Source organism: Xanthobacter sp. YC-JY1 (assembly GCF_021730305.1).
Taxonomy (GTDB): domain Bacteria; phylum Pseudomonadota; class Alphaproteobacteria; order Rhizobiales; family Xanthobacteraceae; genus Xanthobacter; species Xanthobacter flavus.
Genome location: NZ_CP032674.1, coordinates 797,087 through 810,133 on the forward strand (window position 1 = coordinate 797,087; position 13,047 = coordinate 810,133).

Annotated in this window: 14 protein-coding genes; 3 read left to right on the top strand and 11 right to left on the bottom strand. The window is 67.8% G+C overall.

The genetic code is table 11. From position 1 onward, the window contains the following. The first annotated feature begins 64 nt into the window (after positions 1 to 64). Positions 65 to 466: a hypothetical protein gene (locus tag D7006_RS03810; protein ID WP_237355613.1), complete on the top strand. Its 402-nt coding sequence runs from the start codon at positions 65 to 67 to the stop codon at positions 464 to 466. A 98-nt stretch (positions 467 to 564) separates the two neighbouring features. Here D7006_RS03810 and rpmE read toward each other — a convergent pair whose 3' ends face one another. Then, entirely contained in the window at positions 565 to 789 is a 225-nt protein-coding gene (rpmE, locus tag D7006_RS03815) for a 50S ribosomal protein L31 (protein ID WP_024277552.1), read from the bottom strand. 88 nt (positions 790 to 877) lie between these two features. Between rpmE and D7006_RS03820 the strand changes: the two genes are divergently transcribed. Beyond that, a complete protein-coding gene (locus D7006_RS03820; protein WP_371745031.1) occupies positions 878 to 2,701 on the top strand; it encodes an ABC transporter transmembrane domain-containing protein in 1,824 nt (607 codons plus the stop codon). A gap of 3 nt (positions 2,702 to 2,704) precedes the next feature. Here the strand turns inward: D7006_RS03820 and D7006_RS03825 are convergent, their stop codons facing one another. After that, positions 2,705 to 3,235 carry a GNAT family N-acetyltransferase gene (locus D7006_RS03825; RefSeq protein WP_237355614.1) on the bottom strand — a complete coding sequence of 177 codons (531 nt, stop codon included), beginning with the start codon at positions 3,233 to 3,235 and terminating at the stop codon, positions 2,705 to 2,707. A gap of 46 nt (positions 3,236 to 3,281) precedes the next feature. Beyond that, a complete protein-coding gene (ada, locus tag D7006_RS03830; RefSeq protein WP_237355615.1) occupies positions 3,282 to 4,361 on the bottom strand; it encodes a bifunctional DNA-binding transcriptional regulator/O6-methylguanine-DNA methyltransferase Ada in 1,080 nt (359 codons plus the stop codon). Between the two features lie 178 nt (positions 4,362 to 4,539). Between ada and D7006_RS03835 the strand changes: the two genes are divergently transcribed. Further along, complete coding sequence (locus D7006_RS03835; protein WP_237355616.1) at positions 4,540 to 5,094, top strand: flavin reductase family protein; 555 nt, start codon at positions 4,540 to 4,542, stop codon at positions 5,092 to 5,094. Between the two features lie 120 nt (positions 5,095 to 5,214). Here D7006_RS03835 and D7006_RS03840 read toward each other — a convergent pair whose 3' ends face one another. From D7006_RS03840 to D7006_RS03875, 8 genes are all read right to left on the bottom strand, one after another. After that, positions 5,215 to 5,811: a DUF2239 family protein gene (locus tag D7006_RS03840; RefSeq protein WP_237355617.1), complete on the bottom strand. Its 597-nt coding sequence runs from the start codon at positions 5,809 to 5,811 to the stop codon at positions 5,215 to 5,217. A 61-nt stretch (positions 5,812 to 5,872) separates the two neighbouring features. After that, positions 5,873 to 6,238, bottom strand: a complete 366-nt coding sequence (locus D7006_RS03845) for a DUF1850 domain-containing protein (protein WP_237355618.1) — start codon at positions 6,236 to 6,238, stop codon at positions 5,873 to 5,875. Between the two features lie 3 nt (positions 6,239 to 6,241). After that, entirely contained in the window at positions 6,242 to 8,371 is a 2,130-nt protein-coding gene (locus tag D7006_RS03850) for a TRAP transporter permease (protein ID WP_237355619.1), read from the bottom strand. Positions 8,372 to 8,472: 101 nt separating this feature from the next. Beyond that, positions 8,473 to 9,450 (bottom strand): TAXI family TRAP transporter solute-binding subunit, encoded by a 978-nt coding sequence (locus D7006_RS03855; protein WP_229645398.1) that lies wholly within the window; start codon positions 9,448 to 9,450, stop codon positions 8,473 to 8,475. Between the two features lie 130 nt (positions 9,451 to 9,580). Continuing rightward, positions 9,581 to 10,759, bottom strand: a complete 1,179-nt coding sequence (locus D7006_RS03860; RefSeq protein ID WP_237355620.1) for an NnrS family protein — start codon at positions 10,757 to 10,759, stop codon at positions 9,581 to 9,583. A 33-nt stretch (positions 10,760 to 10,792) separates the two neighbouring features. After that, positions 10,793 to 11,824 carry a GTP 3',8-cyclase MoaA gene (gene moaA / locus D7006_RS03865; protein ID WP_237355621.1) on the bottom strand — a complete coding sequence of 344 codons (1,032 nt, stop codon included), beginning with the start codon at positions 11,822 to 11,824 and terminating at the stop codon, positions 10,793 to 10,795. Between the two features lie 3 nt (positions 11,825 to 11,827). Further along, entirely contained in the window at positions 11,828 to 12,664 is an 837-nt protein-coding gene (locus D7006_RS03870) for a carbonic anhydrase (RefSeq protein WP_237356845.1), read from the bottom strand. Next, on the bottom strand, positions 12,651 to 13,040 hold the full coding sequence (locus D7006_RS03875; protein ID WP_169121553.1) for a hypothetical protein: 390 nt from the start codon (positions 13,038 to 13,040) through the stop codon (positions 12,651 to 12,653). Before D7006_RS03875 ends, D7006_RS03870 begins: the two co-directional genes overlap by 14 nt. Positions 13,041 to 13,047: the final 7 nt, after the last annotated feature.

A 13,047-nucleotide genomic window follows, 5' to 3' on the forward strand; every position in this document is an offset into this window, starting at 1 on the left:
CGGTTCCCCTTTACGGGGATGCCGGCGCTGCGCTTGATGCCGGTCCATTCACAGGAGCGGGCCGGTGGATCAGGCGCGGAACAAGAGGGACGGAATCGCGCGAAGCTTCGAACGCCTCGCCGCGGCCGAGACACGCCTTGCCGCGTCCGCTCTGTCCGCTGCTGATAGCGAAACCCTCTCGCGCCTGCGCTCGGATATCGCGGCCGGTCTGGTGCTGTTGCTCAGCCGGGCGGATGGATGCATCTCCCGGACTGAAACAGCGGCCGCCGCAGCACCGCTCGCGCTGGCCCTTCCCGCAAACGTGATCGGGCGTCTGCCGGCCGCCGTGCGCCTCGCTGCGCTCGATCTGGTCGCCCTCGCCGAGGGGGTCAGCGCGGCGCTCGCGGCGGCACAGGCGGTCGAACCCCAAAACGAAAAGCCGCGACGGCGGCAGAGCCGCCCGCGGCTTGAACTCGTCAGTCCCTGAGCCAGTCCCCTTTGCGCGAACCGGTTGTGCGCTTGCGTCGCTGCGGCGGAGGCGCGCAGCTTCGCGGCAGCAGCAGGGGCCAAAAGGCCCCACCGGCCTCAGCCCTTGAGCAGCGCGCCGAACTTGTTCTTGAAGCGGGACACGCGGCCGCCGCGGTCCATCAGCTGCTGGCTGCCGCCCGTCCACGCGGGATGGGTGCGCGGATCGATGTCGAGCTGGAGGGTGTCACCCTCCTTGCCGTAGGTCGACCGGGTCGTGTACTCGGAACCGTCCGTCATCACCACCTTGATGAAGTGGTAATCGGGATGGATGTCGCTCTTCATTGGTTCAATCCTTTATCGCCACGCCCGCCCCGCCAGGGAGGGCAGCGTCAATTTCGGTTCCTGACGGAAGTGGCGGGTCTATAGCCGAGTGGATGCCTTGACACAAGCCGACACCTCATCTGCCCCTGTCGATAGCTCCGAAACCCGCGCCGCCGCTGAAAAGCGAAGGCGCGACCTGAAGCCATTGGCGGGCCTTGCGCCCTATCTGAAGCGGTATCGCGGCCGGGTCGCGGCGGCGCTCGGCGCCTTGCTGGCTGCGGCGCTGGCCACGCTCGCACTGCCGATCGCTGTGCGGCGTATGATCGATTTCGGTTTCGCCGAGGACCATGCCGGCCTCGTGGACCAGTATTTCGGGGTGCTGGTAGCTGTAGCCGCCGTGCTCGCGCTCGCCTCCGCCGCCCGCTACTACCTCGTCACCACCCTTGGCGAGCGGATCGTGTCGGACCTGCGCACGGCGGTGTTCGCCCGCCTCGTGACGCTGGATGGTGCCTTCTACGATTCGGCCCGCTCGGGTGAGCTTACCTCCCGCCTCACTGCCGACACCACGCAGCTCAAGTCGGCGGTCGGTGCCTCCGCCTCCACGGCCCTGCGCAATCTCATGATGTGCATCGGCTCGGTGGCGATGATGGTGGTGACGAGCCCGCGCCTGTCCGGCCTCGTGCTGGTGGCCATCCCGATCATCGTGCTGCCGCTGATGGCCTCGGGCCGCAAGGTGCGCCGCCTGACCCGGCAGGCGCAGGATACCCTCGCGGATGCCTCCGCCTACGCCGCCGAGGCGCTGAACAGCATGCGCGCGCTGCAGGCGGCGAGCGCGGAGGGCGTGGCGCGGCAGCGTTTCGATGGCGCGGTGGAGGACGCGTTCGGTGCCGCCCGGCAGGCCACGCAGGCGCGCGGCTGGCTCACCGGTATCGCCATCTTTCTGGTGTTCGGCTCGGTGGTGGCGGTGCTGTGGGCGGGTGCCCAGTCTGTGCTGGCCGGCACCATGACATCGGGCGCGCTGGGACAGTTCGTACTTTATGCGGTGCTCGCCGCCGCCTCGCTCGGCAACCTTTCCGAGACGTGGGGCGAGATGTCGGCCGCCGCCGGCGCTGCCGAGCGCATCGGCGAACTGCTCAAGGTCGAGCCTCAGGTGCGCCCGCCGGCCCGGCCGGTGCCTCTGCCGGCGCGGATCAGCGGCGCCATCCGCTTCGACGAGGTGTCCTTCTCCTATCCCACGCGGCCCGATCAATCGGCGCTCGCTGCCATCGCCTTCTCCATTCGGCCGGGGGAGCGGGTGGCCCTCGTCGGCCCGTCCGGGGCGGGCAAGAGCACCGTGTTCCAGCTGCTGGAGCGTTTCTACGACCCCCAGGCCGGGCGCATCCTCCTCGACGGCATAGATATCCGCGAGGCCGATCCCGTCGCCGTGCGGCGGCAGATGGCGCTGGTGCCGCAGGAAGTGGCCATCTTCGCCGACAGCGTGCGGGCCAACATCCGCCTCGGACGCCCGGAAGCGCCCGACGCCGAAGTGGAGGAGGCCGGCCGCGCAGCGCTGGTGGATGAATTCGTCGCCCGCCTGCCGCAGGGCTGGGACACCATGGTGGGCGAGCGTGGCGTGATGCTTTCCGGCGGCCAGCGCCAGCGCATCGTCATCGCCCGCGCCATCCTGCGCGGCGCGCCCATTCTCCTGCTCGACGAGGCCACGAGCGCGCTCGACGCGGAAAGCGAGACGCTGGTGCAGACCGCTCTCGAACGGTCCATGGAGGGCCGGACGACCCTGGTCATCGCCCATCGCCTTTCCACGGTTCTGTCTGCCGACCGCATCCTGGTGATGGAAGCCGGTCGCATCGTGGACGAAGGCACCCACGCGGAACTGGTCGCCAAGGGCGGCCTCTACGCACGACTCGCGCAGCTCCAGTTCCACGCGGCGGCATAGGCCTCAGGCGCCGCGCCACTCCATCCGGTACGTCAGTCGGCCCGACATGGGGTTGGCGCCCTCCGAGACGATGGCAAGCCCCATCTTCTCGTAGAAGCGCACCGCGCGTGGGTTGTCCTGGTTCACGTCGAGCGCGACGAGGGCCGGGGAGAGGCGTCGCGCCTCCGCCATCAGCGCCTCGGCCGCGCCCTTGCCCCAGACACGCGGCGCCACGGCGAGCTGATCGAGATAGCCGGTCCCTGGGTGGATGACGACGAAGCCGGCCAGAGGCCCGTCCTCGCGCTCCTCCCGCGCCACGCGGATCGATGCGCCGCCAGCGGCGAGGCCGTCCAGATGGCTTTCCAGCCAGGGCAGGCGGGCAACGAAATCGATGTCGGGCATGGTCTTCGACCAGGTCTCGACCCACAATTTCGCCATGGCCGGGCGGTCTTCAGGCGTGGCTTCCGAAAGGATATAGCCGGAGGAAGCCGAGGAGTTGGGCGTGGTCTGGTCGGTCATGGTGATGGGCTGATCGCTCCGGCGGATGAGCCACACTGCGCCCTCCCGGTTGCCGTGGCTTTAATGTCCTGCCCGCATCGGCTCAGCCTTCGGTTTCCGTCTTCAGAAGGCGACGCTTGCGTTCCACCCCCCAACGGTACCCCGACAACGTACCGTCCGAGCGGACGACGCGATGGCAGGGGATAGCAACCGCCAGGGTATTGGCCGCGCACGCCCGCGCCACAGCGCGCACGGCTTTGGCGTCGCCGATGCGTGCGGCGACGTCGGCATAGGTCGCTGTGCCACCTGCGGGGATGTGGCGCAGGGCCTGCCACACCCGCTGCTGGAACGCGGTCCCGCGCACGTCGAGTGGAAGGCCCAGGCCCATCCGCGGCGCCTCCACAAACCCGATGACTTGTCCGACCAACGTTTCGAAGGCGCTGTCGCCGCCGATGAGGTTTGCCGCGGGAAAACGGTCCTCAAGCTCGCGGACAAGCGTGCCGGGGTCGTCGCCAAGCGAGATGGCGCAGATCCCCCTTGGGCTGAGGGCCACGAGGATCGCACCGAGGGAGCACTGCCCAACTGCGAAACGGATGTCGGTGTCTTTTCCGCCGCGGCGGAACTGTGTTGGCGTCATGCCCAGCATACCATCAGAACGTTCGTAGAAGCGGCTGCTCGAGGAGAAGCCCGCGCCATAGATGGCTTCGGTTACGCCGCCGGATTCGGTCGCTTCCAGTTCGGAGCGCACCCTGCGCGCCTGATGCGCCACGGCATAGGCACGCGGGGTCAGGCCGGTAACTGCCTTGAACCGGCGGTGGAAATGCCAGGGGCTCATGCCCGCGTCAGAAGCCAGTTCATCGAGCTTCGGCGGCGCGTCCGCCGCCTCAATCCGCCGGCACGCCTCGGCGATGATGGTGGTGCTGCGTTCGGCTGGGGACGGGCCAAGGGGCTGACACCGCAGGCAGGGGCGGAAGCCCGCGGCCTGGGCCGCCGCTGGATTCTTGAAGAAACGGACATTGCGCGGATTGGCGCGCCGCGAGGGGCAGGATGGACGGCAATAGACGCCCGTGGTCACGACCGCATAGACGAAGGCCCCGTCGGCCGAGACATCCCGCCCCAGCACTTGCGACCACCGCGGATCTTGGTCGGTGGACAATGGCCCTGCAGCCGTCAGCGGATCCATGAATAGCCTCTCCGGCTGTCGAACCCTGCCAGCATGGCGCACTGCCGCTCCGAGCGCACCCCGTTCCTTGCTCTCGATATGTCGTCGTCCGCGCGCGTCCATTGGAGGGCAAGAACCGGAGTGCCGACGCTGCGGGACCTGCCTAGTCCTCGGGCCTCAATCCTTGAGGAGAGGCCACATGTCTTGTGATCGCGTCTGTGTCGAACCGTCCATCCTCTATTTCGGTACGCCCGTCGCCCTTATCTGCACCGAGAACGAGGATGGTACCGCGAACCTTGCGCCCATGTCCTCGGCCTGGTGGCTCGGCTGGCGCTGCATGCTCGGGCTGTCGGCCAATTCCAGGACCACCGAAAACCTCCTCCGCACCGGCTCGTGCGTCCTCAACCTGCCGTCGGTCAACGACGTTGCCGCGGTGGATCGGCTCGCGCACCTGACCGGGAGCGATCCTGTCCCGGAGAGCAAGCGTGCCCGGGGCTATCGCCACGAGGCGCGAAAGTTCGAGGCTACGGGACTGACGCCGCTCGCTTCGCTCACCGTCGCCCCTCCGCGGGTTCTGGAGTGCCCGGCACAGCATCGGCGAAGACGGCCCGTGGAAGGGCGGCCTGTTGGCCATCGAGGTCCGTATCCTTCGCGTCCACGTCGATCCCGAAATTCTCATGGACGGCCATCCAAACCGGATCGATCCGGACAAGTGGTGCCGCTCATCATGAGCTTCCAGAAATTCTGGGACTAGCGTCCGACCAAGTGCTTGGATCGCGGTTGGGCGAGATTACCGAGGCGTCGTACCGCAGCCCCGACATGGATCGCGCCCGGTCGACGGAGGCGTGACGAGCGGCGTGCGGTGACCCGATCGTCAGGATTCCAATCCATCGCCCGCGCCGAAGGCAAGGCGCAGGGTGTGGGTGCGGACATCGGGCGGCCAGCCGGCCGTCATCTGCTCCAGGCCGGCCCGGTCGTCGGCAAACAGGGCGCGGGTGGCCTCTTCATAGTCTGGCAGGTCCCCCGCCAGGGCCTGCATGAAATGATAGGCCGCGGTCTGGGCGGCGCGCCGCTGCTGCTGTGGTGCATCCCGGCGCCGCGCCTCGTCCACAAGGCGGCGCAAGGTGGCAGAGGCACCGCTCGGCTGGGCGGCAAGCCAGTCCCAGTGTCGGGGGAGCAGCGTCACTTCGCGGGCGACGACGCCGAGCTTCGGGCGGCCGCGGCCCTTGGCGGGCGCGTTGGGGACGGGAGTAGCCGGCGTGCCCGGGATATCGAGGCGCGCGAGGATTTCCGCGTCACCGCCGCGCAGGTCGAGATCGATGAGCCGGCCGCTGGCGTCGTCGAAGACGAGGACGTTCTCTCCAGCCTCGATGGCCGCTTTCACTGCAAGCGCCACCTCGGCAAGGGGACCGCGCCTCAGGAGGCGCGTTCCGGCAAAGGCGGTGCATGAACGGGCCGGGGAGGCGGACACGGGGTGGCTCCTGCGAAAGGAGGGAAAATACCCGGATAAAAAAATCTGTCCAGCCCGAACGTCATTCGCAGGTGGTGAGCGTCACCGGATCGGCCTCGGGCGGTACGAATTCGGCCATGGGGCGACAGGTGCCGGCGATGCAGACCTGCCAGTCGGCAGTGGCGCCGGAGCGGCGCAGGATCACCTCCCGCTGCGGCGCCAGCACAGGATGGGCGACGTAGAAGCGCTCTTTCAGCACCGCGCCGTCCGGCGGCTCCATGCCGGCGCCCGAACCTTCGACGCGAACCTCTGTCAGTTCGAGGCCGGCAGGGGTGGCGCGCCAGTCCTCCTGCCATACGCTCTTCTGCACCGAATGGGTCCAGGCGAGCGTGATGGCGGCGGCGAGCCGTACCACAGTCGCTCCCGAGACGAGGCAGGCGAAGACCACGTCTCAGGCCGCGACCGGCCGCGTCCGGCTTCTCCAGTAGTGCCAGCCGATGAATGCGGCGGAGGCGGCGAAGCCGACCTCGTCGGTCATAGGCAGCGCGAGAATGAGCAGCGCCGCGGCAGAAAAGGCGATGATCCGCTCGATGATGTTGAGCGGAGCCAGGAGATAGCCGGTGGCGGTGGCCGCCCACAGGATGATGGCGACCACCGCCTTCACGAAGACATAGGCGACCGCCGGCCAGAAGCCGATGATGTCGGCCATGGGATCGCCGTTCTGCAGCATCAGCGCGGGGGCATAGACCGCCATGAACGGCACCACATAGCCCGCCACTGCAATGCGTGTCGCGATCCAGCCGATGGTCTGCCCCGATGCGCCCGCGATGGGTGCTGCCGCGAAGGCGGCCAGCGCCACCGGCGGGGTCAGGTCGGCCATGATACCGAAATAGAAGACGAACATGTGGGAGACGATGAGCGGCACCCCGAGCGCCAGCAGCGCCGGGCCGGCGATGGAGGCAGTGATGATGTAGTTCGGGATGGTGGGCAGCCCCATGCCGAGGATGAGGCAGGCGATCATCGTGAGCACCAGCGACAGGAACAGCGAGTTCTTGCCCACTTCCACCACGAAGGTGGCGAAGGTGGTGGCGACGCCGGTCAGCGTGAATACGCCGATCATGGTGCCCACCAGCGCGCAGGCGATGCCCACGGGCAGCGCATTGCGGGCGCCGTCCGCCATGCTCTCGATGCTGATGCGCAGCGTCTCGCGCCCGCCCTTCACGAAGAACAGGATCGCGACCAGCACCGCGATGACAGTGGCGACGCCGTTGATGCCGTACTCGACGAAGCTCGCCGCCGACAGGCCGAGCACGATCCAGAATACAACCCTCAGCCCATAAGGCCCGATCAGCCGGGCCACCGGCGTGCCGAGCACGATCAGGGCGGTCAGCGCGAGGCCCACCGTGCCGGCAAACAGCGGCGTGTAGCCGGAGAACAGGAGCCACACCAGCGCCGCCAGCGGCAGGATGAGGTACCACTTATTCTTGAGCGCCAACCACGCGTTGGGGCACTTTTCCTTGGGCAGCCCCGAGAGGCCATCCTTGCCGGCCTCCAGATGGACCATGGCGAAGACGGTGAAGAAATAGAGGAAGGCCGGAATCACCGCTGCCGTGGCGATGGTAGCGTAGGGCACGTCGATGGTCTCGGCCATGATGAAGGCGACGGCGCCCATCACAGGCGGCATGATCTGCCCGCCCATGGAGGCGGTCGCCTCCACCGCGCCGGCGAATGCCGGCTTGTAGCCGAAGCTCTTCATGAGAGGGATGGTGAACTGGCCGGTGGTGACGACATTGGCGACGCCCGACCCGTTGATGGTGCCCATCAGCGCCGATGAGATCACCGAAACCTTTGCGGGGCCGCCCTTGGCGTGGCCCACCGTGCCCATGGCAAGGTCGTTGAACAGCTGGATCATCCCCGCGCGTTCCAGGAAGGCGCCGAACAGGATGAACAGGAAGATGAAGGAAGAGGACACGTAGATGGGGGTGCCGTAGATGCCCTCTGTGCCGAGGAACATCTGGTCGACCACCTGCACATAATCGAATGGCCGGTGATCGAGAGGCGCCGGAAGGTACTCGCCGAACAGGCCATAGAGAATGAAGCCGCCGCAGATGAGCGGCAAAGCAAGGCCCATGAGCCGCCGCGAACCCTCGAACACGAGCGCCACCGCAATGGTGCCGACCACGATATCGAGGGTGGAGGGGTCGCCCGCCCGCTGGATCAGCGCGGCGTAGAATACCCAGTGATAGAGCCCGACGATGAAGGAGAAGATGCCGAGGCCCCACAGCACGAGGCGTTCGCTGCCGGTCTTGTGGTTGGCAGCGATGGCGAAAACCACCAGGAGCAGGAAGCCCACATGGACCGAGCGCACGATCTGGCTCGCCAGCGGGCTCCAGGCCGCCGTGATGACCTGGAAGGTGGAGAAGGCCACCGCGATCCAGAACACCGCCCGGCCCCACGCTCCCGGCCCCCAGGTGAGGTCGAGCAGCGCGTCGTCCACCACCACCGCGGCGCCGTGCTCGGGATTGTTCACGTCGTGGCTCACCGGCGGGACGGTCTGCGGCGTGTGGAGCGAGGAGGTCATGGGTCAGGGCTCGCGGCGGCTGGCACGGTCTGGAACGGGAAACGGCGGCGCTGGAGCGCGCCGCCGGCAAGGCAATCGAGCGGGCGTCTAAACCCCTCGGATCAGGGCGTGACGCCCTTTTCCTTGAAGAACTTCTCGGCTCCCGGATGGAAGGCGACCGGCGACCCCTTCATGGCATTGGCGAGGGTGATGGACTTCGCCGCCGAATGGGCCGCGGCGAGTTCCGGCAGGTTCTCGTAGATGGCCTTAGTGATGGCGTAGACCTCGTCGTCCTTCAGGTCGGAGCGGGTGACGAGGAAGTTCGGCACGGCGGCCGTGGCGACGTCCGCGCTCTGGCCCTCATAGGTGCCGGCAGGGATGGTGGTCTTGAGATAGGGCGCACCGATCTTGTCGATCACCGTGCCGGGCACTTCCACCACCACGATGGGCACCGAGTTCGCGAGGTCCTTGATGGAAGCGACGCCGAGGCCGGCGGACTGCAGCGTGGCGTCGAGCTGGCGATTTTTCATCAGCTCCACGGATTCGGCGAAGGGCAGATATTCGATCTTGCCGAGATCCTCATACTTGAGACCGGCGGCATTGAGAATGGCACGGGCGTTGAGTTCCGTGCCGGACTTGGGCGCCCCCACGGAGAGGCGCTTGCCCTTGAGATCGGCGATGGTCTTGATGCCGGAATCCTTCGAGGCGACGATCTGGATGTAGTTGGGATAGATGCCGCCCAGAGCCCGCACCTTGGTGAGCGGAGCCTTGAATCCGGCCTCTTCCTTTCCGGCCGCGCCATCGGCGAGGCTGTCCGCGAGGGTGAAGGCGACCTCGCCTTTGCCCTGCTGCATGAGGTTGAGATTCTCCACCGACGCCTTGGTGGCCTGCACCGAGGGGCGGGTGCCGGGCACCTTCTCGCCGATCACCTTCGAGATCGCGACGCCCAGCGGATAATAGACGCCGGACGTCCCGCCGGTGAGAACATTGACGAACTCGGCCCGCGCCGCCGCAGGGGCGAGCGCAAGCGCACAGGACAAGGTGGCTGCGGCGAGATGGGCGGGTCGAAAGACTTTGGCTGCGGCGGACAGGCGCTGCATTGGCGTGCTCCCTTTTTATCGATCGTTGCAGGGAGGCTACCGTCTCGTACCGTAAAGGCCAGTGCCTTTCTGACTCTTGAGACTAAAGTCGTAGATGCGGTTCCGGGGTATGGCCAAGCTTGATGCGGTCTCACCCCCTCCTTGCCAGCATCGGCCAGTAGATGATGACGAAGCCGGCGAATGCGGCGCACCAGCAGAATGCAGCAACCAGCATGAGAGGCGCCGTCCACTCGGGGAGCAGGGCCATGGCAATGCGGGCCATAAGCGCTGCGGCGACAAGGAGATAGACCGCGACGGTGCCGGGCGTCGTGGCGAGGGCCTGGCCGGAATGGCCGAGGGTCGCCCGTGTCATCATCGCCAAGGTCATGCCGCCGATGCCGCCGATGCCCCAGATGTGGAGACCGATAGCGGGGGGGATTTGGTTCGGCATGAGCGCCGACGCCCCAGCCGCCAGAAAGCCCAGCGCCACCAGCAGGAAGGCGCCGTGCAGCACCAGAACCAGCGGATCGGCGAAGGTCCGCCAGCCCCGCCAGCGGGCGAGCCGGGCCAGGGACGCAAGGCCGGCGGCGAGCAAGGCGAGGCCAGTCAAGTCTTTGTTGGGAAAGGCGATCCAGGCGATGAGGGCCAGCGCTGACAGGGCGAGGGCGTAGGCATCCCAGCGGTCGAACGCGGCGGGACGCTTCGCCTCGCCGCGGCGGGCCAGCCAATTGCCGGTGAAGCTCGGCACCACGCGGCCGCCGAAGAGGAGGATCAGGAAGACGATCAGCGCCAGCGCCGCCCGTCCGGCATGGTCGGCATCACCGGTGAAATGGGCCTCCAGATGGAAGGCGAGATTGGCGCCGGCGAGCAGCCCCACCACAGCTATAACCTTGAGATTACGCCAGTTTTTCCCCGCCGCGATCTCCCGTGCCACCACCAGTGCGAAGACCACGAGGAAGGCGACGTCGATGACCGCCGCCGTCGCCCAGCCGATGCGGGCGGAGACGAGCACGGCGGCGCGGCCCGCAAACCAAAGCAGGGCAAGGCTTCCCAGCGCCTTTCCGGCGACCGGCAGGCGGCCGGTCCAGTTGGGGATGGCGGTGAGGAGGAAGCCGGCGATGACGGCCGCGCCATAGCCGAACAGCATCTCGTGGGCGTGCCATTCGACGGCGGAAAATTGAGTTGGCAGAATGACTTCGCCCAGAAACACCGCCGGCCAGACGGCGATGGCGACAAGGGCGAACAGGCCGGCGCCGAGGAAGAAGGGGCGGTAGCCCCGGCTCAGCAGGGGCGCGCCGGTGAAGGCGCGGAAGGTTGCGGCGGTGCGCATATCTATGTTCCTGAAATAAATAAAGAATTTTCCTCAGCCGCCGAGCGCGGACATGTGCCGCGACAGGGCCGGGGCGCCGCCGCGGGTGATGACGAAATCATGCCCGCGGGGCTTCGCGCGGATGGCGTCGGCGATGGCTTCGGTCATCGCGGCCTCGCCGCCGGAACGCAGGCAAGTCTTTAGATCCACAGCATTTTCCTGACCGAGGCAGGTGTAGAGAACGCCCGTCGCGCTTACCCGGATACGGTTACAGCTCTCGCAGAAGGAGTGGGATAGGGGGGTGATGAAGCCGATGCGGCCGCCGGTTTCCGCCACCCGGGCATAGCGGGCCGGGCCGCCGGTGCGGTCAAGCGTGTCGACCAGGGAAAAATGCTGCTCGACCAAGGCTCTGAGCCGGTCGAGGGGGAGATACTGGTCGACCCGGTCCACCCCCACGTCGCCCAGGGGCATGGTCTCGATGAAGGTGATGTCCATGCCGTGCCGGTGGGCGAATTCGATGAGTTTCACCACCTCATTCGGTGTGGAATCGGCGAGTGCCACCACGTTCAGTTTCACAGTCAGTCCGGCAGTCAGCGCGGCGCGGATGCCGTCCATCACGACGGGCAACGATCCGCGCCGGGTGACTCGCTTAAAGGTATCCGGATCCAGCGTATCGAGGGACACATTCACCCGCCGCACTCCGAGCCGGGCGAGGTCGTCTGCGTGCCGGGCGAGCTGGGTGCCGTTGGTGGTCAGCGTCAGCTCCTTCAGCGCGCCGGAGGCGAGGTGGCGGGAGAGGGAGGCGACGAGGTCCATGATGCCCCGCCGCACCAGCGGCTCGCCGCCGGTGAGGCGCAGCTTGGTGACGCCCTGGCGGATGAAGGCGGTGGCGAGGCGGTCCAGCTCCTCGATGGAAAGCACCTCGTTGCGCGGCAGGAAGGTCATGTCCTCCGCCATGCAATAGACGCAGCGCAGGTCGCAGCGGTCGGTCACCGAGAGGCGCAGATAGGTGATGCGGCGGCCGAACAGGTCGATGAGCGAGCAGGGGGAGGCCGGCGCAGGGCAGGGGGCGATCTGGGTGGGCATGGGTCAGGCCTCCTCCGCCGCGCGGGCGGATGGCGAGGGAAAGGCGCCGCAGGCACATGCGCCGACGCCACAGGCCCCGAGTTCGGGGAAGGCCTCCGCGTCCATCTCCAGGAAGGCGGCGATGGCGTGCCGCCGCGCGGCGGTCATTGGCTCGAAGGGTGCGCCGATCAGCGTGTCGAGGGCCGGCAAAGCGGCGAAGTCCTCGGGCGAGGAGATGGTGGCGCCGAGGTCGCGCAGGAGGCCATCGCCGATGCCGTAGATCCAGCCGTGCACCGTGACCTGATGGCCGCGCGCCCAGGCGGACTTCATCACCGGCGTGGCGGCGAGGCGGCGCATCTGCAGGGCGACGTTCAGCTCGCACATGCGGTCGATCTGCCGGGCGGCATCTCCGGCCGCGGCGATCTCCCGGCGATGGCGGCAATAGAGGTCGACGATGGGGGCGAGCCAGTGATCCACCAGCGCGCCGCCGCCCGCGCCCGCCGCATTCTCGAGCGCCCGCCGCACGCCGCCGCAGCCATAATGGCCGCAGACGATGACATGGCGCACGCTGAGCACTTCCACGGCGAATTCCAGCACCGCCAGCATATTCATGTCGCTGGAATGGATGACGTTGGCGATGTTGCGGTGGACGAACACTTCGCCGGGATCGAGCCCCACCACGTCGTTGGCCGGCACCCGGCTGTCGGAGCAGCCGACCCACAGGAAGCGCGGCGCCTGCTGCTCCGCGAGGCGGCGGAAGAAGGTGGGGTCCTCTTCCGTCTTGGCGCGCGCCCAGGCGAGATTGTTGTCGAACAATTCGTCGAGGATGCCGTCCGGGCGGGGGCGCTCAGCCGTGCCCATGGTCGCCCCCGCCGTGCCCTCCACCCCCGCAGCCGCCACCCCCGCCGCAGCCGCAGCCCTCATGGGCAGCGCCTTCGGCTTCGCGGGCGGCGGCGGCCGCATCGTCCTTCAGCGCCCATTCGGTCATGGTCCGAAGGCAGGTGGCGGCGGGGTCGGTGCTGCGCTCCAGCGCGGTCATCAGCGCCAGCCAGTCCTCGTCCCCCGCATGGTCGCCGAAGCGGGCGCAGGCGGAGGCGGCATAATCCGCCGCGCGCTCCCCATAGGGCGCCCCGGCCGCATCGGCGCGGGCGACGAGGGAGAGATCGCCGAGGCCGATGAGCGTCTCCTGTGCGAAGCGTTCATCGCGCAGGCGCCGCAGCAGGCTTCCGAGCAGCATGGCGGCC